At 37.4% G+C, this 22156-nt stretch carries 18 protein-coding genes; 15 read left to right on the top strand and 3 right to left on the bottom strand.

What is annotated here, in order from left to right; all coding sequences use genetic code 11:
• Position 1: 1 nt before the first annotated feature.
• The 14 genes from DF281_RS01435 (at position 2) to DF281_RS01370 (ending at position 17427) form a co-directional block, all read left to right on the top strand.
• Complete coding sequence (locus DF281_RS01435) at positions 2-1507, top strand: coproporphyrinogen III oxidase (RefSeq protein ID WP_109348480.1); 1506 nt, start codon at positions 2-4, stop codon at positions 1505-1507.
• Between the two features lie 279 nt (positions 1508-1786).
• On the top strand, positions 1787-2608 hold the full coding sequence (locus DF281_RS01430) for a DUF2785 domain-containing protein (protein ID WP_109348479.1): 822 nt from the start codon (positions 1787-1789) through the stop codon (positions 2606-2608).
• Between the two features lie 548 nt (positions 2609-3156).
• Positions 3157-4779 (top strand): peptide ABC transporter substrate-binding protein, encoded by a 1623-nt coding sequence (locus DF281_RS01425; protein WP_109348478.1) that lies wholly within the window; start codon positions 3157-3159, stop codon positions 4777-4779.
• 124 nt (positions 4780-4903) lie between these two features.
• Positions 4904-5833, top strand: coding sequence for an ABC transporter permease (locus tag DF281_RS01420; RefSeq protein ID WP_109348477.1), 930 nt, complete (start codon positions 4904-4906; stop codon positions 5831-5833).
• On the top strand, positions 5833-6756 hold the full coding sequence (locus DF281_RS01415) for an ABC transporter permease (protein WP_109348476.1): 924 nt from the start codon (positions 5833-5835) through the stop codon (positions 6754-6756). The genes DF281_RS01420 and DF281_RS01415 overlap by 1 nt, the downstream gene beginning before the upstream one ends.
• A gap of 14 nt (positions 6757-6770) precedes the next feature.
• On the top strand, positions 6771-7829 hold the full coding sequence (locus tag DF281_RS01410) for an ABC transporter ATP-binding protein (protein WP_109348475.1): 1059 nt from the start codon (positions 6771-6773) through the stop codon (positions 7827-7829).
• Positions 7822-8718 carry an ABC transporter ATP-binding protein gene (locus DF281_RS01405; RefSeq protein ID WP_109348474.1) on the top strand — a complete coding sequence of 299 codons (897 nt, stop codon included), beginning with the start codon at positions 7822-7824 and terminating at the stop codon, positions 8716-8718. Before DF281_RS01410 ends, DF281_RS01405 begins: the two co-directional genes overlap by 8 nt.
• Before the next feature lie 408 nt (positions 8719-9126).
• A complete protein-coding gene (locus DF281_RS01400; protein ID WP_109348473.1) occupies positions 9127-10764 on the top strand; it encodes a peptide ABC transporter substrate-binding protein in 1638 nt (545 codons plus the stop codon).
• Between the two features lie 117 nt (positions 10765-10881).
• Positions 10882-11811 carry an ABC transporter permease gene (locus DF281_RS01395; protein ID WP_109348472.1) on the top strand — a complete coding sequence of 310 codons (930 nt, stop codon included), beginning with the start codon at positions 10882-10884 and terminating at the stop codon, positions 11809-11811.
• The gene (locus tag DF281_RS01390; RefSeq protein ID WP_109348471.1) at positions 11811-12734 is read left to right on the top strand and encodes an ABC transporter permease; all 924 of its coding nucleotides are present in this window, start codon (positions 11811-11813) and stop codon (positions 12732-12734) included. Before DF281_RS01395 ends, DF281_RS01390 begins: the two co-directional genes overlap by 1 nt.
• Before the next feature lie 14 nt (positions 12735-12748).
• Positions 12749-13810, top strand: coding sequence for an ABC transporter ATP-binding protein (locus DF281_RS01385; RefSeq protein ID WP_109348470.1), 1062 nt, complete (start codon positions 12749-12751; stop codon positions 13808-13810).
• Complete coding sequence (locus DF281_RS01380; RefSeq protein ID WP_109348469.1) at positions 13800-14723, top strand: ABC transporter ATP-binding protein; 924 nt, start codon at positions 13800-13802, stop codon at positions 14721-14723. Before DF281_RS01385 ends, DF281_RS01380 begins: the two co-directional genes overlap by 11 nt.
• A 144-nt stretch (positions 14724-14867) precedes the next feature.
• The gene (locus tag DF281_RS01375) at positions 14868-16499 is read left to right on the top strand and encodes a peptide ABC transporter substrate-binding protein (RefSeq protein ID WP_109348468.1); all 1632 of its coding nucleotides are present in this window, start codon (positions 14868-14870) and stop codon (positions 16497-16499) included.
• A gap of 133 nt (positions 16500-16632) precedes the next feature.
• Complete coding sequence (locus DF281_RS01370; RefSeq protein WP_109348467.1) at positions 16633-17427, top strand: HAD family hydrolase; 795 nt, start codon at positions 16633-16635, stop codon at positions 17425-17427.
• Positions 17428-17619: 192 nt separating this feature from the next.
• Here the strand turns inward: DF281_RS01370 and serA are convergent, their stop codons facing one another.
• On the bottom strand, positions 17620-19206 hold the full coding sequence (gene serA, locus DF281_RS01365) for a phosphoglycerate dehydrogenase (protein WP_109348466.1): 1587 nt from the start codon (positions 19204-19206) through the stop codon (positions 17620-17622).
• Positions 19207-19208: 2 nt separating this feature from the next.
• Positions 19209-20363, bottom strand: a complete 1155-nt coding sequence (locus DF281_RS01360) for a pyridoxal-phosphate-dependent aminotransferase family protein (RefSeq protein WP_109348465.1) — start codon at positions 20361-20363, stop codon at positions 19209-19211.
• Between the two features lie 697 nt (positions 20364-21060).
• On the opposite strand from DF281_RS01360, the gene DF281_RS01355 reads away from it, so the two are divergent.
• The gene (locus DF281_RS01355) at positions 21061-21837 is read left to right on the top strand and encodes an enoyl-CoA hydratase (protein ID WP_109348464.1); all 777 of its coding nucleotides are present in this window, start codon (positions 21061-21063) and stop codon (positions 21835-21837) included.
• A 32-nt stretch (positions 21838-21869) separates the two neighbouring features.
• On the opposite strand, the gene DF281_RS01350 is transcribed toward DF281_RS01355, so the two are convergent.
• Positions 21870-22055, bottom strand: coding sequence for a YhzD family protein (locus DF281_RS01350; RefSeq protein ID WP_109348463.1), 186 nt, complete (start codon positions 22053-22055; stop codon positions 21870-21872).
• Positions 22056-22156: the final 101 nt, after the last annotated feature.

Below are 22156 nucleotides of genomic sequence, written 5' to 3'. Positions count from 1 at the left end.
AATGAAATTAATCGGTTTAGATCGTCAATATCCACAAGACTGGATTCGCGTAATTACGCATATTTGTAATTTGTTTTTTGAAGATTCAAAAGTAGCTAGAAAGACGATGGTTGCTGATTTAGATGTAACATTTACATATGAAGTTGAGCCTGACTTCACAGTAAAAACAACTGCTGTATTAGTGGAAGGAAATCAAACTTTTACAAGCGAATTTATTCAACCATATGAAGATGAAGGCACAGAGCGTGAAGCAAATATCCGTTTGAAACGAGCGATTTCTCATGTATTACTTGATACGTTAGAACAACTGACAGATCTTCATCAAAAATGGGGGATTCTAACGGGAATTCGTCCGACAAAGCTGTATCATAAATACCGTCAAGCAGGCATGACAGCTGAAGCGATTCGAGAAAAATTAATTAAGGAATTTAGACTTTCAGACGAAAAAATCGATTTAATGGAGAAAATCGTTGAAAGACAATTAGTAACAATTCCTGATTTAGATACGATTGGTGAAGAAGTGAGTATTTATATCGGTATTCCATTCTGTCCGACGAAATGTGCGTACTGTACATTCCCGGCTTATGCCATTCAAAGTAATCGTAAAAAAGGGCGAGTAGCTACATTCATCGATGGACTTCATATCGAAATTGAGAAAATGGGTAACTGGCTTGCCGAAAATAATATGAAAATTACTTCTGTTTATTGGGGTGGCGGTACACCGACTTCAATTGAAGCGGAAGAAATGGATGCCCTTTATGAAACAATGTATAAATTCTTCCCGAACCCGCATGAAATTCGTGAAATAACAGTAGAAGCAGGTCGTCCAGATACAATTACATCTGAAAAACTAGCTGTATTACGTAAATGGGGCATTGATCGAATTAGTGTGAATCCGCAATCTTATACAGATGAAACACTGAAAGCGATTGGCCGCCATCACACGGTTCAAGAGACCATTGATAAGTTTTGGTTAGCGCGTGAAGAAGGTATGAATAATATTAATATGGATTTAATTATCGGTTTACCGAATGAAGGAATTGAAGAATTCGAGCATTCGATCCAAGAAACTGAAAAAATGCAGCCGGAATCACTGACTGTTCATACACTTTCATTCAAACGTGCTTCTGAAATGACGCATAACCGTGATAAATACAAAGTTGCGGATCGTCCAACTGCTGAAGCGATGATGAATCGTGCGAAAGAGTGGACGGAAGCAAATGATTATGTTCCATATTACCTGTATAGACAGAAAAATATTGTAGGTAATTTGGAGAATATCGGTTATTCAAAAGTAGGAGAAGAAAGTATTTATAATATAGCCATTATGGAAGAGGTTCAAACTATTATCGGTTTGGGCTGTGGCGCATCAAGTAAATTTGTAGATGCAGCTACAGGGAAAATTGAACAATTCCATAATCCGAAAGAACCTGCCGCATATATTATGACGTATGCAGATTCGATTGAGAAAAAAATCGAGTTATTGAATAAATTGTATAAATCGTAATAGAGTTTAAGAGAAACTTACTATTAAAGTAGGTTTCTTTTTTTAAAGAATAAACCTTGTTTTACAATGTATTGAAAGTGAGCTAGAGGTTATATTGATTAAAGTTTATGCAGAACGGATTAGCTCGCAATAAAGAAGAATAATCAATAAATGAATTTTTTTTTCATATTCTTTACTAAACCAATTAATAGATTCCAAGTTACAGTAAAAGTGGACGTTTAATCCAATTCCGAAAAAGGTATAAGCATTAATAGGACTGTCGGATGAGGAGGGGATTAAATGTCGGAAGAAAAGTTAATTGACTTACTACGTCAATTAAACGTAGAGGAACTCGAATGGGATGAAGTGAATGTAGATCAATTGGTCGATTCAATAATCAACAACATTCAAACGATCGAAGTGTCCGAACGTGAAAAAACGGTCATCCCAATTCTTTTAGATATTATCCATAAACAGATGGATGAAGATTCATTAGAAGCCCTCGCATTACGATGTATGAAAGAAGATCATTTATATAGTGATATAGGAGATACCGAATCGAGTAATAAAATTACGAGAGCTTTTTCGATGCTAATTCTTAAAGAATTACTCAAGAGAGATGTGAATGATGTCTTCATGTCGAACCTTACTTTTGATCGTGTGCGAAAAGAGGTGCTTTTATACATAGACCTCGAACAAGATTATCGCAGCTATAATGTAGAGCTAGGTTGGGTTAATAGCATTACTTACTCGATTGACGCTATTCATGAAATGATTAAAAATACAAGATTAGATCCGAATCTGCATACGGAGATGTTCCAAATACTCGTAAATAAAATGTTCACTTTTCAAAATCAATATCAATTTGATGAGGAGGAACATACTGTTGATGCGATTCAGGAGCTTTTGAAGAAGGGATTCTCTGAAAAGAAACTTATTGATTTCTTTGCGAGAGTACCAGCATTTTTAGAGAAACAAAAGGAGAAGTTGAACCCTTTTCAATACTGGAATTTGTATAAAAACTGTAAACAACTCTTAATGACGATGTACGTGAAGATGGACTTGGAGAAGACGAATCCACTTTTGTTCACTGAAGTGAAAAATTGTCTGACAAAACTTTAGCGTGATAAAATCTAAAGGCTTCCTGCTATATGTAGGAAGCCTTTTTCTATTTCGGAAGTCGTTATAAATAGAGGGATTATATTGTGAAATACTAAATATCTTCGAAAATACATAAAATATCTCGAAAACATGAAAAAACAATGATTATACGTAAAAATCAAATAATTACAATAATAAAAAGATTGAAAATATTGAGATAGTTTATTTTTGATTCAAAAGACACAAATTACACGTTTTATGCGACACTTTAGTACATTAGCGTACGAACTATTTTTTGAACTAACAAAAATAGATTGAATAGTCTGTTTTGTATAATAAAACTAAAAGTAGTATAAATATTATTTATTAGACGATTTTGAACTCTTTTTTCTAATAAAAATACAAAGCGATTTTGAATTGGATAAATAAGTATGTAGATTTTGAATAGCTTTAATTGTGTGCAAGTTAAAAATATTCTTTCAATTTCTTTTTTTCTTAAAATTGTTTTGATATAGTAATAACATGCTATATGGAATAGCTACTATTTATTACACCTTGGAGGTTTACACATGAAAAAGAACTTTTTATGGTTAACAATCCTTGCTGCTTTAACTTTAGTATTAGGTGCTTGTGGTTTTGGTGGAGATTCTTCTAAAGATGATTCATCAAAAGATGGCAAAACGCTTAAATTAGCGATTGCTTCAGAACCACCAACACTTAATCCACAGCTTTCAACAGATACTCAATCAGGTTCAATCTTAAATGGTTTATTTGAAGGATTAACTCGCGTTGACGCAAAAGGTAAAGTTGAAAACGCGATGGCTAAAGACATCAAAGTAAGCAAAGATCAATTAACTTACACATTCACATTACGTGACGCAAAATGGTCAAACGGTGACAAAGTTGTCGCTGGAGACTTCGAATATGCATGGAAATGGGCGTTAAACCCTAAAAATGCATCTCAGTATGCTTCAATTCTTTATCCTATTAAAGGCGCAGAAGCTTACAACTTGAGCAAAGGTAAAGTTGAAGGCGTAGGTATTAAAACTACTAATGATGAAACATTAGTTGTAACACTTACGAACCCAACACCTTACTTCACTCAACTAACTGCATTCTACACATTCATGCCAGTTAATCAAAAAGTTGCTGAAGCAAACAAAAAATGGGCTGCTGATGCTACAGATCAATACGTAACAAACGGTCCATTCACATTAAAAGAATGGAAACATAACGATTCAGTAGTTTTAGCTAAATCAGATAGCTACTGGGATAAAGCAAATGTTGATGTAGATACGATTGATATTTCAATGGTTGAATCAAATGCAACTGCTAACCGTATGTTCCAAAAAGGTGACCTTGATTTCCTTGGCGCTCCTTTCCAATCAGTTCCTTTAGATGCTGTAAATGCATATAAAGAAAGCAAACAATTAAACATTAAAGATACTGCTGCAATTTATCTTTATAAATTCAATACGAAAGATGACGTAATGAAAAATGCTAACATTCGTAAAGCATTAACATTAGCAATCGATCGTGAAAGCTTAATCAAAAACGTATTAAAAGCAGAGCAAAAACCTGCAAAAGGCTTAGTTCCTTCAGCTATTAATGGCTGGGAAGGTCAAGAAACATTCTATAAAGATAACGATGTAGAAGGTGCGAAAAAAGCACTTGAAGCAGGTATGAAAGAATTAGGTATTAAAGATGCGAAAGATTTAACAATCAAAGTATCAATTAATACGGATGAATCACACGCGGCAATCGCTCAATTCATTCAAGAAGGATGGAAGAAAAACTTAGGCATCAACGTTGCAATTGATAACGCTGAATGGCAAGTATTCTTAACTAAAATGACTACATTTGATTACCAAGTAGGGCGTATGGGATGGACTGGTGACTATAACGATGCCAACACATTCTTAGATATGTACTCATCTGCTGAAAATGGTAATAACCACACAGGTTGGTCAAATCCTAAATACACTGAATTCATGGCAAAAGCTAACAAAGAAGCTGATGCTGACAAACGTATCAAACTTCTTCAATCTGCTGAAGCAGTAGCAATGTCTGAATTCCCAGCTGCACCGATTTACGATTACACAACATTATTTGTGAGTAAAGATCATGTTAAGAATATGGCACCTGATTTATTAAGTAACATTAATCTTAAAGCGGTCAAAATTGACAAATAACTAATTAAATTTGATGTACTACTAGCCTTCCGGTAAGTAATACATTGGGGCTGCTTAAATCCTTTGTTCATAAAGGGTTTATTGGCAGCCCATCTTTTCATAAAGGGATAAGGGGGCTATTAATATGTTAAAGTACATTTTAAAAAGACTTGGATATATTTTAATTGCATTATTTGTTATCGTAACAATCACGTTCTTCTTGATGCGCATTGCACCGGGTAGTCCATTTGCGAGTGAGAAAAACTTACCGCCAGAGATTGAAGCTGCAATGAATGCAGAATATGGATTAGACAATCCATGGTACATCCAATATAAAGATTATTTAATTTCAACAGCACAATTTGATTTCGGTCAATCAATGAAATATAAAGACCGCTCAACGAACGACATGATCGCAGAAAGTTTCCCAGTGTCATTAACACTTGGTATTGAAGCAATGTTATTAGCAGTAGGCTTCGGGGTTTTAATCGGAGTAGTCACTGCACTGTATCATAATAAATTCCCAGATTATCTCGGGACAACCTTCGCAGTATTAGGTATATCTGTTCCATCCTTTATATTGGCAGGGCTACTACAGTATTTCGTAGGATTACAAGCAGGTTGGTTACCAATCAGTGGTTGGGACGGCTTCGCTTACAGTATAATGCCAGCACTCGCGATTGCATTAACACATATGGGCTTCATTGCAAAACTTACACGTTCAAGTATGCTTGAGCAAAATCATTCTGAATATGTGAAAATGGCGCGCGCTAAAGGGATTGGTAAATGGACAACCGTCTTCAAACATACCCTTCGTAACGCACTTCTACCAGTAGTAACTTATTTAGGACCTTTATTTGCGGGTGTCATCACAGGTAGTTTCATCGTGGAACAAATCTTCGCAATTCCAGGTCTAGGTAAGTATTTTGTAACATCAATTACGAACCGTGACTACACAGTAATCATGGGTACAACGGTATTCTACTCAATCATTTTACTTTTCGGAGTATTAATTGTAGATATTTTATACGGATTCATTGATCCGCGTATTAAGTTGAAAGGAGCGAAAAAATAATGGCAGACATCAAAAAAATCTCACCTGAAAAATTTAAGGTAGTTGGAATCGACGATAGTAAAAACGACCAACTTGCTGATAAATCCGTATCCTTCTGGAAGGAAGTATGGGTTCGCTTCTCTCATAATAAATTAGCTGTAATCGGTATGATCGTTATCGGACTTGTTGCTTTAATGGCGATCTTCGTACCATTTTTATCACCTTACAGATACGATGAAATTTTAGGACGTTTCAACGAAGCTCCTAACGGCAGTAACTGGTTCGGTACAGATGACTTAGGTCGTGACGTATTCACACGTGTTTGGTACGGCGCACGTATTTCATTATTCATCGGACTTGCTGCGGCATTCATTGATTTAATTATCGGTGTTGCATGGGGTTCAATCGCTGGATTAGCTGGCGGTAAAGTAGATGATATTATGATGCGTATCGCTGACGTACTGACTGCAGTACCATACTTATTAGTAGTAATCATTTTACTAGTAGTTTTACAACCAGGTTTAATCCCAATGATCATCGCGCTTTCGATCACAGGTTGGGTAAACATGGCACGTATCGTTCGTGGTGAAGTATTAACGATTAAGAACCAAGAATATGTCTTAGCAGCTCGTACATTAGGTGCTAGAACAGGTCACTTAATTATGCGCCACTTAGTACCTAACGCATTAGGTGCAATCATTGTAACGATGACATTAACAATTCCAAGTGCAATTTTCACAGAGTCATTCTTAAGTTATATCGGTTTAGGGGTACCACAACCACAAGCTTCTTGGGGTACGATGGCATCTGACGGTAATAACGCTTTAGATACAGCGCCGTGGCGACTAATCTTCCCGGCAATCTTCATTTCATTAACAATCTTCGCATTCAATGCGGTAGGCGATGGCTTACGCGATGCGTTAGATCCAAAATTACGTAAATAGGAGGTGTGGAAAAGATGGCTGAAACAATATTAGAAGTAAAAGACTTACAGATTAATTTCAAAACGTATGCGGGTGTAGTACACGCAGTTCGAGGTGTGAACTTCGATTTAAAACAAGGGGAAACACTTGCGATTGTAGGTGAATCAGGTTCAGGTAAATCAGTAACGAGTAATGCTTTAATGAAGCTTATTCCACAACCACCTGGTATTTATGCAGGCGGTCAAATTCTTTTCGAAGGGCGCGATTTAATCCCTCTAACTGAGAAGGAAATGACGAAACTTCGCGGCAATGACATTGCGATGATCTTCCAAGATCCAATGACAGCTTTAAACCCGACGATGAAAATCGGTAAACAGATTACAGAAGTAATTTTAAAACACCAAAAAGGTACGCCAAAAGCAGCAGCTAAAAAGCGTGCGATTGAGCTGTTAGATGAAGTAGGTATTCCATATCCAGAAAAAAGATTTTCTCAATATCCACATGAATTCTCAGGTGGTATGAGACAGCGCGTTGTTATTGCGATTGCATTAGCAGCAGAACCAAAATTATTAATCGCCGATGAGCCAACAACAGCGCTGGACGTAACAATCCAAGCGCAAATCATTGAGCTAATGAAGAAAATTCAAAAAGAACGTAATACTTCGATTATCTTCATTACCCACGATTTAGGAGTAGTAGCAAATATTGCTGACCGTGTAGCGGTAATGTATGCTGGCCAAATCGTTGAGTACGGAGATGTAAATGAAATCTTCTACAATCCAAAACACCCATACACATGGGGATTACTAGGCTCAATGCCTGATTTAGAAAACAAAACGGATGAACTTTTACGTACGATTCCAGGTTCACCACCAGATTTAATTCACCCACCAAAAGGGGATGCATTCGCAGCTCGTAATGAGTTCGCCATGCAAATCGATTATGAACAAGAGCCACCGATGTTTGAAGTATCACCATCTCACTTCGCAAAAACATGGTTATTACACCCAGATGCACCTGAAGTTCCACTTCCAGAAGCAGTTGCAAAACGAATCGAAGGTTATTTAGCGAAGGAGGAAGTTCAAAATGTCTGAGAAAATTTTAGAAGTTAAAAATCTACAACAGCATTTTGGTTCAATCAAAGCTGTCGACGGTATTAGTTTTGATGTGTATAAAGGTGAAACATTAGGTTTAGTTGGAGAATCTGGTTGCGGTAAATCGACAACTGGACGTTCAATTATTCGCCTTTATGACATTTCTGGCGGGGAAGTTAAGTTCAAAGGGAAAGACATCCATGGTAAGAAATCAAAAGCGGAATTAAAAGAGTTTAATAAAGAGATGCAAATGATCTTCCAAGATCCATATGCATCATTAAACCCTCGTATGACAGCTGGCGAGATTATCGCTGAAGGTTTTGATATCCATGGCATGCACAAAGATAAAAAAGCTCGTAAAGAAGTAATTGGTCAGCTACTAGAAGCGGTAGGTTTAAACCGTGAACACGCGAACCGTTATGCTCATGAGTTCTCTGGTGGTCAACGTCAGCGTATCGGTATTGCCCGTGCATTAAGTTTAGATCCAAGCTTTATCATTGCGGATGAGCCAATCTCTGCACTTGATGTATCGATTCAAGCGCAAGTAGTAAACCTACTGAAGCAAATTCAAAAAGAACGTGATTTAACTTTCTTATTCATCGCGCATGACCTATCAATGGTTAAATACATTAGTGATCGTATTGCAGTTATGCGTAGAGGGAAGATTTTGGAGTTAGGTACAGCTGAAGATATTTACTATCACCCAGTGCATCCTTATACAAAATCATTACTATCTGCAATTCCGCTTCCAGATCCTAAAACGGAAGCAAACCGCGTGCGTATTCCGTATGTACATGATGAAACAGGGGAGAACGGGAAAACACATGAAGTATTCCCAGGACACTTCGTTTATGGTACAGATGAGCAAGTAAAAGTATGGCGTCCATAATTATCCATATTTAAATAGTAGATTCTCAATTATATTATTAAATGAGAATACTGCGAAAATAATAAATCCTTAGTATCTAATTTTAGATATCTAAGGATTTTTTAGTAGATTAAATGGTGGAAAATGGGATAAATTTATTACATTAGCAAACTAAAGTTACGTGTTTTATGAAAAATTGTTCGTATTTGGAAGAAAAGACCGAAAAATAGAATCGTTTTCATTAATAAAAAATTACCATTTTATGTAGAAAACCTCTCGTTCACGACAGAAAGTTATGATTATATAAAATTTTCTAAAAAATTTAAAAATAATGTTTCAAATTTTCAGTACATTTTGATATTATATTAATAGCTATTACATGTAGCTGTTTTTCTATTTAGAAGAATAATTTCAAAGAGGGGGATTTTCATGAAGAAAAAATCATTCTTGTTAGTACTAATTTCTGCACTTATGGTAGTACTAGCAGCTTGCGGCTTCGGGGGTAAAGATAAAGAAGAAGACAAAGGCGGAGAAAAAGGTAAAGATTCGAAACAAGATTTAAATTTAGTAATTCCATCAGAGCCACCTAGCTTAAATCCACAAAAAGCTACAGATAGTACATCAGGTGCTATTTTACGTTCAGCTTTCGAAGGTTTAACTCGCATTGATAAAGATGGTAAAGTACAACCAGCAGTAGCTGAAAAAATCGATGTTAGCGAAGACCAAAAAACTTACACATTCAAACTACGTGACTCTAAGTGGTCAAATGGTGATGCTGTAACTGCGGAAGATTTCAAATACGCTTGGACTTATGCTTTAGATCCTAAAAACGCTTCTGAATATGCTTCAATTCTATACCCAATCAAAAATGCTCAAGCATTTAACGAAGGTAAAGTTAAAGTTGATGAAGTAGGTATCGAAGTTAAAGATGACAAAACATTAGTAGTAAACTTAGAAAACCCAACACCTTACTTCACAGAAATTACTGCATTCTACACTTCTATGCCAGTAAACGCTAAAGTAGCTAAGGAAAACAAAAAATGGTCTGCTGAAGGCGGCGAAGGTTACGTATCAAACGGACCATTCACACTTTCAGAGTGGAAGCACTCAGCTTCACTTACACTTAAAAAGAACGATCAATATTGGGATAAAGACAATGTTTCACTTAACACTGTTAAAATCCAAATGGTTGAATCAGAAGCAACTGCAAACCGTATGTTCAAAAACGGTGACATTGATTTCCTAGGTTCTCCATTCCAAACAGTTCCACTTGATGCAATCGATGGTTACAAAAAAGATAAATCTCTAAACATTCAAGATTACGCTGCAATTTACGAGTACAAGTTCAACACAACTGGTAAATTCACGAAAAATGCTAACATCCGTAAAGCTTTAGCATTATCAATTAACCGTCAAGGTCTAATTGACAACGTTACAAAAGGTCAACAAACTCCAGCTGTAGGTATGGTTCCTAAAGCAATCGCAGGATTCGAAGATGACCGCGGTTACATGAAAGATAACGATATCGACGAAGCTAAAAAAGCTCTAGAAGCTGGTATGAAAGAATTAGGAATTAAAGATGCGAAAGATATCTCTGTAGGGATCTCAATCAACACATCTGAAGCACATGCTGCAATCGCTCAATACATCCAAGAAGGATGGAGCAAAAACTTAGGAATCAACGTTAAAATTGATAACTCTGAGTGGCAAGTATTCTTAGACAAAATGACTTCTCTTGATTACGATATCGGCCGTATGGGTTGGATCGCTGACTACAACGATGCTTACACATTCTTAGAGCGTTATGACACTGCTAAGAACGGTAACAACGACACTGGTTGGGAAAGCAAAGAATACAAAGCTCTAATGGAGAAAGTTGTAAAAGAAACTGATGCAGCTAAGCGTGAACAACACCTTAAAGATGCAGAAAAAATCCTTATGACTGAATTCCCAGTAGCTCCAGTTTACTACTACACTAACCTGTGGGTAGAAAAAGATTACGTTAAAAACATGGCTCCAAGTCGCCTTGGTGAAATCAGCCTGAAAGACGTAAAACTAGAAAAATAATAGCATTTTAGACATTTCGTCTAACTCTATTAGCTACTAAAAATAGGGCTACACTTAGTCGAGAGATCGAATAAGTGTAGCCTTTTATTTTGGAATAATAATAAGGGAGGTAATGTAATGATTAAGTATATTTTAAAAAGGCTTGCATATATTTTAGTTGCATTATTTGTGATCGTAACAATCACGTTCTTCTTGATGCGTATCGCACCAGGTAGTCCGTTTGCTAGTGAGAAAAACTTACCACCAGAAATTGAAGCTGCAATGAATGCAGAATATGGGTTGGATAATCCATGGTATATCCAATACAAAGATTACTTAGTTTCAACAGCACAATTTGATTTCGGTCAATCAATGAAATATAAAGACCGCTCAACGAACGACATGATCGCAGAAAGTTTCCCAGTGTCATTAACACTTGGTATTGAAGCGATGTTATTAGCAGTAGGCTTCGGTGTATTAATCGGGGTAGTCACTGCACTTTATCACAACAAATTCCCAGATTATCTCGGGACAACCTTCGCAGTATTAGGTATATCCGTACCATCCTTTATTTTGGCGGGATTATTGCAATATTTCGTAGGTTTACAAGCAGGTTGGTTACCAATCAGTGGTTGGGACGGCTTTGCCTACAGTATAATGCCAGCACTTGCAATTGCATTAACACATATGGGATTCATCGCAAAACTGACACGTTCAAGTATGCTTGAGCAAAATCATTCTGAATATGTGAAAATGGCAAGAGCCAAAGGGATTGGGAAATGGACAACCGTCTTCAAACATACCCTTCGTAACGCACTTCTACCAGTAGTAACTTATTTAGGACCATTATTTGCGGGTGTTATCACAGGTAGTTTCATCGTGGAACAAATCTTCGCAATTCCAGGACTAGGTAAGTATTTTGTTACATCAATTACGAACCGTGATTATACAGTAATCATGGGGACAACAGTATTCTATTCAATCATCTTACTTTTCGGGGTACTGATTGTAGATATTTTATACGGATTCATTGATCCGCGTATTAAGTTGAAAGGAGCGAAAAAATAATGGCAGACATCAAAAAAATCTCACCTGAGAAATTTACAGTGGTTGGTGTTGATGACAATAAAAACGACCAACTTGCCGATAAATCCGTATCCTTCTGGAAGGAAGTATGGGTTCGCTTCTCTCATAATAAGCTTGCCGTTGTCGGTATGATTATCATTGGCATTGTCGCTTTAATGGCAATATTCGTTCCTTGGTTATCTCCATATAAATATGATGAAATTTTAGGTCGTTTCAATGAAGCGCCAAACGGCAGTAACTGGTTCGGTACAGATGATTTAGGTCGTGACGTATTCACACGTGTTTGGTACGGTGCACGTATTTCATTATTCATCGGTCTAGCAGCCGCTTTCATCGATTTAATTATCGGTGTAGCATGGGGCTCAATCGCAGGTCTTTCAGGCGGTAAAGTAGACGATATTATGATGCGTATTGCTGACGTACTTACGGCAGTACCGTATTTATTAGTAGTAATCATCCTACTTGTTGTTTTACAACCAGGTTTAGTCCCAATGATTATCGCTCTTTCAATCACAGGTTGGGTAAACATGGCACGTATTGTGCGTGGTGAAGTATTAACAATTAAGAATCAGGAATATGTCTTAGCAGCCCGTACACTAGGCGCTAGAACAGGTCACCTAATTATGCGTCACTTAGTTCCAAACGCATTAGGCGCAATCATCGTAACGATGACATTAACAATTCCAAGCGCAATTTTCACAGAGTCTTTCTTAAGTTATATCGGTTTAGGTGTTCCACAACCAAAAGCTTCTTGGGGTACGATGGCATCTGACGGTAATAATGCGCTCGACACGGCTCCTTGGCGTTTAATATTCCCAGCGATCTTTATTTCATTAACAATTTTCGCATTTAACGCAGTAGGCGATGGTTTACGCGATGCATTAGATCCAAAATTACGTAAATAGGAGGTGTGGAAAAAATGGCTGAAACAATTTTAGAAGTAAAAAATTTAAAAATTAACTTTAAAACGTATGCAGGAACGGTTCAAGCAGTTCGTGGAGTGAACTTCACACTTGAAAAAGGGAAGACACTTGCGATTGTAGGGGAATCAGGTTCGGGTAAATCGGTTACGAGTAATGCTTTAATGAAGCTTATTCCACAACCACCTGGCATTTACGCAGACGGTCAAATCCTTTTCGAAGGAAGAGATTTAGTAAAATATACTGAAAAAGAGATGACGAAAGTTCGAGGAAATGAAATCGCAATGATATTCCAAGATCCAATGACAGCTCTAAATCCAACGATGAAAATCGGTAAACAGATTATGGAAGTAATCTTGAAGCATAAAAAAGGTACGACAAAAGATATGGCGAAAAAACGTGCAATTGAATTGCTTGATCAAGTTGGGATTCCATATCCTGAAAAGCGTTTCGGACAATATCCACATGAATTTTCAGGTGGTATGAGACAGCGTGTTGTTATTGCGATTGCATTAGCAGCTGATCCAAAACTATTAATCGCCGATGAGCCAACAACAGCACTAGACGTAACAATCCAAGCACAAATTATCGAATTAATGAAGGAAATCCAACGTAATAGTAATACGTCGATTATTTTCATTACGCATGATTTAGGTGTTGTAGCAAACGTGGCAGACTATGTTGCTGTAATGTACGCAGGGCAAATCGTTGAATACGGTTCTGTAAATGAAGTTTTCTATAATCCGAAACATCCGTATACATGGGGATTACTAGGTTCAATGCCTGATTTAGAAAATAAATCAGATGAGTTATTACGTACGATTCCAGGTTCACCACCAGATTTAATTCACCCACCAAAAGGGGACGCATTCGCAGCTCGTAATGAGTTCGCCATGCAAATCGATTATGAACAAGAGCCGCCAATGTTTGAAATATCGCCAACACACTCGGCGAAAACATGGTTATTACATCCAGATGCACCGAAAATTGATGTACCTGAAGAAGTTCAAAAACGAATCGATGGTTACTTAGCGAAGGGGGAAAATACAGATGCAGAATAAAATTCTTGAAGTAAAGAATCTACATCAGCATTTTGGCTCAATTCGCGCGGTAGACGGCATTAGTTTTGATGTTTTCGAAGGTGAAACGCTAGGGCTCGTTGGAGAATCAGGTTCAGGTAAATCAACAACTGGACGTTCGATTATCCGTCTTTACGATATTACGGATGGCCAAGTTCTTTATAAAGGCGAAGATGTTCATAATAAGAAATCAAAAGCAGAACAAATGAAGTTCAATCGTGAAATGCAAATGATCTTCCAAGATCCTTACGCATCACTTAACCCAAGAATGACTGCGGGCGAAGTAATTGCAGAAGGATTTGATATTCATGGTCTTCATAAAGATAAAAAGAAACGAAAAGATATTATTGGCAAGCTACTGGAAGCGGTAGGACTAAACCGTGAACACGCAAACCGTTATGCCCATGAGTTCTCAGGTGGTCAACGTCAGCGTATTGGGATTGCCCGCGCATTAAGTTTGAATCCAAGCTTTATTATTGCGGATGAGCCGATTTCAGCACTTGATGTATCGATTCAAGCGCAAGTTGTAAACTTACTGAAAGAACTACAACGTGAACGCAATCTAACATTTTTATTCATCGCACATGATTTATCGATGGTTAAATATATTAGTGATCGAATTGCAGTAATGCATCACGGCAAAATTGTAGAATTAGGAACTGCGGATATGATTTATCATCACCCCGTACACCCTTATACGAAATCTTTACTATCAGCTATTCCGCTACCTGATCCAATTTCAGAAGCGAAGCGCACACGAATTCCTTACGTTCCTGAAGAAGTGAAGGAAGAGCAAACTGTACATGAAGTGATACAAGGTCACTTCGTTTTCGGTTCAGATGAACAAGTGAAGCGTTGGCATGCCGATACGAAAGAAGGCCATATTTTAGATTAAGAATGAAGTCATCGTCTTTGGACGGTGGCTTTTTTTGGTTCTATTATTGTTATCAGTTTGTAATTTTAAGAATATTTGGTATATTATAGATAGGATTTATTTTCTGCTTTATGATGTGAACTATCTTTTAAAGGGGGATTTTTTATGAAATATGGTAAGTTAGCAGTTACATTGGTAGCGAGTGCGGCATTGGCTCTTAGCGCTTGTGGGAATTCAGGATCTGAGGAAGGTAAGAAGGGCAATGGCAAAGATGTTAAGGAAGAGAAGCTCCTAAAACTTGCGATTATGTCTGAACCACCTAGTTTGAATCCACAAAAAGCGAATGATACGACATCGGGTGCATTATTGAATTCATTATTTGAAGGCTTAACGAGAGTTGACGATGATGGGAAGGTTCAAAATGCAGTCGCTGAAAAAATCGATATTAGTAAAGATAAGTTAACTTACACATTCACTTTAAAAGATACGAAATGGTCGAACGGCGATACCGTAACAGCAAACGACTTTAAACATGCTTGGATTTATGGATTAAATCCAAAAACAGCATCTGAATATGCGACAATTCTATACCCGATTAAAGGGGCAGAAGCGTTCCATACTGGAAAAGGAAAGGAAGAAGATATTGCGATTGAAGCAAAAGACGATAAAACTTTAATCGTAACTTTAGAAAACCCTACACCTTATTTCACGGAATTAACGGCGTTTATGACGTACTTACCTGTCAATGAAAAGGTAGCGAAGGAAAACCCTAAATGGAATGCTGAAGGCGGAGAGGGCTACGTAACGAATGGTCCATTCACTTTATCTGAATGGAAGCACTCAGCTGCAATCACGATGAAGAAGAGTGATTCATATTGGGATAAAGGTAGTGTTGGTTTAGATGCTATTTCTGTGAAAATGGTTGAATCGGAAGCGACAGCAAATCGTATGTTTACAAATGGCGATTTAGACTTCCTAGGCGCGCCATTCCAATCAGTTCCACTAGATGCATTACCGGGCTACAAAAAGGATAAATCATTAAATGTAGAAGATTATGCAGCGATTTATGAGTACAAAATGAATACGAAAGGTAAATATACGAAAAATGAAAATATCCGTAAAGCACTTACTTTAGCGATTGATCGTCAAGGTTTAATCGACAACGTTGTCAAAGGTGAGCAAAAGCCAGCTTTAGCAATGGTGCCAAGTGCGGTTAAAGGATTCGAAAATGAAGCCTATATTAAGGATCATGATGTAGAAGAAGCGAAGAAAGCATTAGAGGAAGGTATGAAGGAGCTTGGCATTTCGAAAGCTTCTGATATCGAGCTAGGTATTTCTATTAATACTTCAGAAGCGCATGCCGCAATCGCTCAATACATTCAAGCGGGCTGGGAGAAAGAGCTTGGCATTAAAGTGAAAATCGACAACTCTGAATGGCAAGTATTCTTAGATAAGATGACTGCACTTCAATACGATGTTGGTCGACTAGGTTGGGTAGCGGATTATAATGACGCGTACACATTCCTTGAGCGCTATGATGCTGCGAATAACGGCAATAATGACACTGGTTGGGAAGATCCGAAATATACGGAATTAATGAAGCAATCAGTGAAAGAGCTAGATGAAGCGAAGCGTCTTCAATTGTTTAAAGATGGCCAAAAAATCTTAATGGAGCAGTATCCAGTAGCACCGATTTACTACTACACAAATATTTGGGTAGTAAAAGATCATGTGAAAAATATGGCGCCAAATGGACTTGGTGTGATTAACTTAAAACAAGTAGAATTATCGAAATAATGACTGAAGGAGGTTGGGATTTCCCAACCTCTTTTTTTCTTCATTTTATCCGAATTTTCGAAATTCAACTCATTAGTGTAGTGAAATATAGTACAATAAAGAGAGTAAATATTTTCTACATAGGAGCGGAATAATGCCAATTACAACAATAATTTTCGACTTAGATGACACACTTTTATGGGACAATAAAAGTATTTCTGAAGCATTCAGACTTACTTGCGAAGAAGCGACTCGAAAATCATCAGCTAATTTGAATGCAGTGCAGCTAGAGCAATCAGTACGCATGGCTGCGAGATCACTTTATGAAGGTTATCCAGTTTATGACTATACACAAATGATCGGCATTAACCCTTTTGAAGGGATTTGGGGAACATTTGATGATCCAACGCCACAATTCCAAGAAATGAAAGAGATTATGCCTTCATATCGCAAAAATGCTTGGACAAATGCTTTGAAATTAGAAGGTGTTGAAGATGAGGAGTTAGGAGCGTACTTAGCTGAATTCTTTATTCAAGCACGTAAAGCAAGTCCATTCGTTTATGAAGAAACATTTGAAGTGCTCGACCAATTAAAAGGGGAATTCCAACTCGTTCTATTAACGAATGGTGCGCCAAGTTTACAAAATACGAAACTTGAAATCACACCAGAGCTTGTACCTTATTTCGAACATATTATTATTTCAGGTGATTTTGGAAAAGGGAAGCCAGATGCATCAATTTTTGAATATGTATTAGAAAAAGCGAGTATTACTGCGGATCAAGGAATTATGGTTGGCGATAATTTAATGACGGATATTCTAGGTTCTTCAAGAATTAATATGAAAAATATTTGGATCAATCGTGAAGATAAAAAGCCTTCTGATACAGTCATTCCAACTTATGAAATTCAAAACTTACGTGAAATTAAGAGTATCGTAGAGTCAATTTAGCAACTTTTTAAATTCTTCCTACGTTCTATATTCAGGGAGGAAATCATATGAAAAAAACAACAAAAAAGAAAAGAACAGTGTTTGTATCGTTATTATTAACGGCAGCTGTTGTCATATATAAAATGAAGCAAAACTAATAAAAAGGAGAATCGCATTTGAAATGCGGTTCTCCTTTTTCCTTTGTGAAAATGATTATAAGTTAATTGCTTTTACATCGAAAATATTTTTTTGTTGTTTCAAGAAGTCTACGTTTTCAACAGCGTAGTCAACTGAAAGTACCATGATGGCATCCCCACCCTCAGAAGTACGTCCAACTTGCATAGTTGCGATATTAATATTTTGGTCAGCTAAAAGTGTACCGACAAGGCCGATTGCTCCAGGCTTATCTGTATGACGAATCATTAAGATATGACCGTCTGGAACGATGTCGACAACATAGTCATTTACTTGAACGATACGAGCGCCAAGCCCTGCAAGTAATGTTCCTTTGATTTTATGAGTTGTATGATCCGTCACTAATTCAACTGTGATTGAGTTTAAGAATGCTTTTGCACGAGTTGATTTATGCTCATTTACTTTAATGTCATTGCGCTCAGCAAGGTAGCGAGCGTTGACATTATTGACATGATTCCCTAAGTTGCGCGTAAGGATCCCTTTAACCGTGTTGTTCGTTAAAGGACGAACATCGAAATTAGCTAGGTCGCCAGAGTAGTAAATATTAATTTCGTTAATCGCTTCGTCCGTTAGGTGAGAAACTAAATTACCGATTTTATAGCCTAAATCGAAGAATGGCTCAACTTTTGCGACCATATCTTTAGGAACAGAAGGCATATTGACTGGATTTAGAACTGATCCGAATTTGAAGTAGCTTAAAATATCATTACTAACATCTACTGCCACTGATTCCTGTGCTTCAATTGTAGATGCACCTAAGTGAGGAGTTGCGATTACTTGAGGTAAATCAAGTAATTTATGACCTACGAAAGGTTCTTCTTCCATTACGTCTAATGCAGCGCCTGCCACTTTTCCTGATTCGATTGCAGCGTATAAAGCATCTTCGTCGATGATTCCGCCACGTGCGCAGTTGATGATGCGAACATCGTCTTTCATGATTTTGAAAATATCTTCGTTAATCATATGTCGAGTTGAGTCTAATAAAGGTGTGTGAACTGTGATGAAATCAGCAACTTTCGCAACATCTTCTACAGAACCATAGGCAACACCTGCTTTTTCAGCTTTCTCAGCAGTTAGGAATGGGTCGTATGCGATGACGTTCATACGATTACCTTTCGCACGATGCGCCACTTCTTGACCGATACGGCCGAAACCTACAACGCCAAGTGTTTTATTTTTTAATTCAACACCGACGAATTTTTTACGATCCCAGCGGCCTTCTTGTAAAGACATATGAGCGTGTGGGATATGGCGAGCTAGAGCCATAATCATCGCTGTCGTATGTTCTGCTGCAGAGTTCGTGTTACCGTCTGGCGCATTGACTACGATAATACCTTTTTCAGTAGCGGCTTCTAAATCGATGTTATCAACACCAACACCAGCACGGCCGATTAATTTTAAATTATCAGCAGCTTCAATAATTTCGCGAGTTACTTTCGTTTGAGAACGAACTAGAAGTACGTCGAAATCTTTGATGATGCCTTTTAATTCAGCAGGAGATAAGCCAGTATTACTAACGATATTTAAGTCTAATTCCTTCTCTTGGCGAAGTGGGTAAATGCCATCTTCGCTTAATGGATCACTAATTAAAATATTAATAGTCATGATTATTTAGCTCCTTCTAAGTAAACTTGTTGAGCTGCAGCTACACCAGCGCCAAGTTGAATTTTTTTGCCGACTTTTACTAATGCGATTTCCATCGCTGCTAAATATTGCAGTACGTCTGTTGGTGCACAGTAACCCATATGACCGACACGGAAAATCTTGCCTTTCATTTCAGCTTGACCACCAGCTACAGATAGGTTGAAGCTGCCTTTGATTTCTTTACGGAATGCTTCTGCATCAAAATCAGTTGGTTTAACAGATGTTACAGTTGGAGAACCGTCTTGATCAGTAGTGAATAAAGGAAGGTCTAGTGCTTTGAATGCTGCACGAGTCATATCACGCATTAATTGGTGACGAGCGTAAACATTTTCAAGGCCTTCCGTTTCAAGGTTTTCAAGTACTTGCTCAAGTCCGAATAGTAAAGAAAGAGCAGGTGTGAAAGGTGTTGTATCTTTTGCGATATTGTCGCGGTATTTCGTTAAGTTTAAGTAGAAACCTTTTTGCGGGTTGGCTTCGATTACTTTCCAAGCGCGTTCACTTGCAGCGATGAAGTTTAAACCAGCTGGAAGCATAAGAGCTTTTTGAGAACCTGTAACGACTACATCTAAGCCCCATTCATCCATCTTCGTTTCAACGCCACCCATGCAAGATACACCATCAATGATGACAAGTGCTTCAGATACTTCGTGAACAGCTTTCGCTAAATCACCAACTGGGTTAATAACACCCGTAGAAGTTTCGCAGTAAGTAGAGAATACGGCTTTAATATCTGGATTGGCTTGTACATGAGCTTTTACAGCTTGTGGATCAAGAGCTGTACCCCATTCAACATGGAATTCTTCAACATTGATATCATAAGCTTCACAAATTTTGGTAAAACGATTTCCGAATACGCCAGTTGCCACGACTAATACTTTATCGCCTGGGTGTACGACATTAATAATTGCTGCCTCAAGTCCTGATGTACCACTGCCTGTGATCATCATGACATCTTGTTCTGTACCAAAAACCTTTTTCAGTCTAGGTTTAATATTTTGAATCATCTGACTAGTTTCGTTGCCACGATGTCCGATCATCGGTTTAGTCATTGCTCTTTCTACACTCGGTGGAATCGGTGTTGGTCCTGGAATTCGTAATAATTGATAGTCTGTTAACATAATTAATTTCCCCTCTCGTTTTTGAAAAAATAAAAAGCCTTCCATTCCTCGCAGTAAAACTGCAAGGGACGAAAGGCTAAATGTATGTATTTAGTAACGCGGTACCACCCTAATTTACTGTACACTCAAAGAGGACAGTCTTATCAATATGCGTAACGTGCATGTGCCGGGTAAACCTACTTTTGGATGTTCAGAATACCTATTCGGAAGTGGAACTTATGCATGAAACCGCTGATTCTCACCAAATACCAGCTCGCTGTGGGGTTTTCAAAATTCATAAGTATGTCTTCGTCGTAATATTTTTTCGTTATTTGAATTTAAATCAATATTATAGTGAATGTTAAGGAAAGTCAATGATATTTTTAAAAAAGATTAATATTAGTTGGTTTGAGTCACGGTATTCTTATGAAAAACGAACGTTTTAATCTTATTATTTATTTAATGTACGTCCTTTCAGAGAAGACATTATGGTGTTTTAAGATTAAAGGAATCAGTTTTGTAAAACGCTTACAAGTTGATAGTACCAATGGAAAATCATTTTCTATAAAAGGAAAATTACTGTTACATTAGCGAGGTAAAGTGATAGAGGGTTAAACAATTGTTTGGAGAAATGTTCGTAACGACTAAAAAAGAGGGTTTGAAACTTTTTTATAGAATATAACTAATGAATGACTATTCATTATTGGAGGGGTACGAAATGACATACGAAACGATTATTTTTGAAAAAGAAAATCGATTAGCGACGATTACATTTAATCGACCTAATTCCATGAATGCGATTGATTTAGTGATGATGAAAGAACTTGGACAATGTTTGGAACAGTTACATCAAGATGAAACAACGCAAGTAGTTATTTTTAAAGGTGCTGGTAAGGCGTTTTCTTCCGGCGGAGATATTAAAGGCATGATTCAAGGAAGTTTGGATATGGATGAAGCGATGACATTAGTTTCTTCCTATATACGTTTATTATATACATTACCGAAAATTACAATTGCGCAAGTGCATGGTGCAGCAGCAGGTTTAGGTTTGAGTACAGCGCTAGCTTGCGACATCGTTATTGCGGAGGAAACATCTAAAATTGCCATGAACTTCATTGGCATCGGTTTAGTACCGGATGGAGGTGGTCACTTCTTTATGCAAGAGAGAGTTGGATCAGTAAAAGCGAAGCAAATGATCTGGCAAGGAGAAGTGATGACGGGGACGACAGCTGAAAAGGTAGGGTTAATCGACCATATAGTCGCAGAAGGATTAGTGGAAGAAGCGGTTAAGAAATTAGTCGGAACGGTATTGAGTTCACCAACAAAATCAATGATTGCGACGAAGGAGATTATCCACAGTACGAAATTAGAAACATTGAATCGCATTTTAGCTGAAGAAACAGCGACACAACCGAAAATGCGTGAAACAAAAGATCATCAAGAAGGAATTCATGCATTCGTTGAAAAGAGAAAGCCTGTATTTGAAGGGAAATAAGAAAAGGGGTGTTGCCATTTGGCAACACCTCTTTAAATGTGGAATAAAATTAATTTACCAGTAGAGTTGACTAAGCGATGCGTAGTTTCAGCTAATTCGAGTTCCTCTACTTGTTGTTGCCCCTTAGTTTTTGCTTCTTGTTCAGTTGCAAAAGTCCAATCTTCATCTTTGATTACTTCCCCAGTAGCTTTAAAAGCTGTGAATCTGAATTCTGCCATTAAAAATCTCCCCTTTTTAATAATTTACTGAATCTTCATTCATTATAATATGAATACGAGGTACATTCATAGAAATAACTATAGTCGATTGGAGAAATATG

The organism is Kurthia zopfii (assembly GCF_003143955.1).
GTDB classification, from domain to species: Bacteria; Bacillota; Bacilli; order Bacillales_A; family Planococcaceae; genus Kurthia; species Kurthia zopfii.
The sequence above is the reverse complement of the archived record's forward strand: the minus strand, read 5'-3'. Positions and strand labels throughout refer to the sequence as shown.

Excerpts from the sequence above, each read along its gene's own strand:
- DF281_RS01435 (WP_109348480.1), top strand. The coding sequence starts at position 2 with ATGAAATTAATCGGTTTAGATCGTCAATATCCACAAGACTGGATTCGC.
- DF281_RS01430 (WP_109348479.1), top strand. The coding sequence starts at position 1,787 with ATGTCGGAAGAAAAGTTAATTGACTTACTACGTCAATTAAACGTAGAG.
- DF281_RS01425 (WP_109348478.1), top strand. The coding sequence starts at position 3,157 with ATGAAAAAGAACTTTTTATGGTTAACAATCCTTGCTGCTTTAACTTTA.
- DF281_RS01420 (WP_109348477.1), top strand. The coding sequence starts at position 4,904 with ATGTTAAAGTACATTTTAAAAAGACTTGGATATATTTTAATTGCATTA.
- DF281_RS01415 (WP_109348476.1), top strand. The coding sequence starts at position 5,833 with ATGGCAGACATCAAAAAAATCTCACCTGAAAAATTTAAGGTAGTTGGA.
- DF281_RS01410 (WP_109348475.1), top strand. The coding sequence starts at position 6,771 with ATGGCTGAAACAATATTAGAAGTAAAAGACTTACAGATTAATTTCAAA.
- DF281_RS01405 (WP_109348474.1), top strand. The coding sequence starts at position 7,822 with ATGTCTGAGAAAATTTTAGAAGTTAAAAATCTACAACAGCATTTTGGT.
- DF281_RS01400 (WP_109348473.1), top strand. The coding sequence starts at position 9,127 with ATGAAGAAAAAATCATTCTTGTTAGTACTAATTTCTGCACTTATGGTA.
- DF281_RS01395 (WP_109348472.1), top strand. The coding sequence starts at position 10,882 with ATGATTAAGTATATTTTAAAAAGGCTTGCATATATTTTAGTTGCATTA.
- DF281_RS01390 (WP_109348471.1), top strand. The coding sequence starts at position 11,811 with ATGGCAGACATCAAAAAAATCTCACCTGAGAAATTTACAGTGGTTGGT.
- DF281_RS01385 (WP_109348470.1), top strand. The coding sequence starts at position 12,749 with ATGGCTGAAACAATTTTAGAAGTAAAAAATTTAAAAATTAACTTTAAA.
- DF281_RS01380 (WP_109348469.1), top strand. The coding sequence starts at position 13,800 with ATGCAGAATAAAATTCTTGAAGTAAAGAATCTACATCAGCATTTTGGC.
- DF281_RS01375 (WP_109348468.1), top strand. The coding sequence starts at position 14,868 with ATGAAATATGGTAAGTTAGCAGTTACATTGGTAGCGAGTGCGGCATTG.
- DF281_RS01370 (WP_109348467.1), top strand. The coding sequence starts at position 16,633 with ATGCCAATTACAACAATAATTTTCGACTTAGATGACACACTTTTATGG.
- serA (WP_109348466.1), bottom strand. The coding sequence starts at position 19,206 with ATGACTATTAATATTTTAATTAGTGATCCATTAAGCGAAGATGGCATT.
- DF281_RS01360 (WP_109348465.1), bottom strand. The coding sequence starts at position 20,363 with ATGTTAACAGACTATCAATTATTACGAATTCCAGGACCAACACCGATT.
- DF281_RS01355 (WP_109348464.1), top strand. The coding sequence starts at position 21,061 with ATGACATACGAAACGATTATTTTTGAAAAAGAAAATCGATTAGCGACG.
- DF281_RS01350 (WP_109348463.1), bottom strand. The coding sequence starts at position 22,055 with ATGGCAGAATTCAGATTCACAGCTTTTAAAGCTACTGGGGAAGTAATC.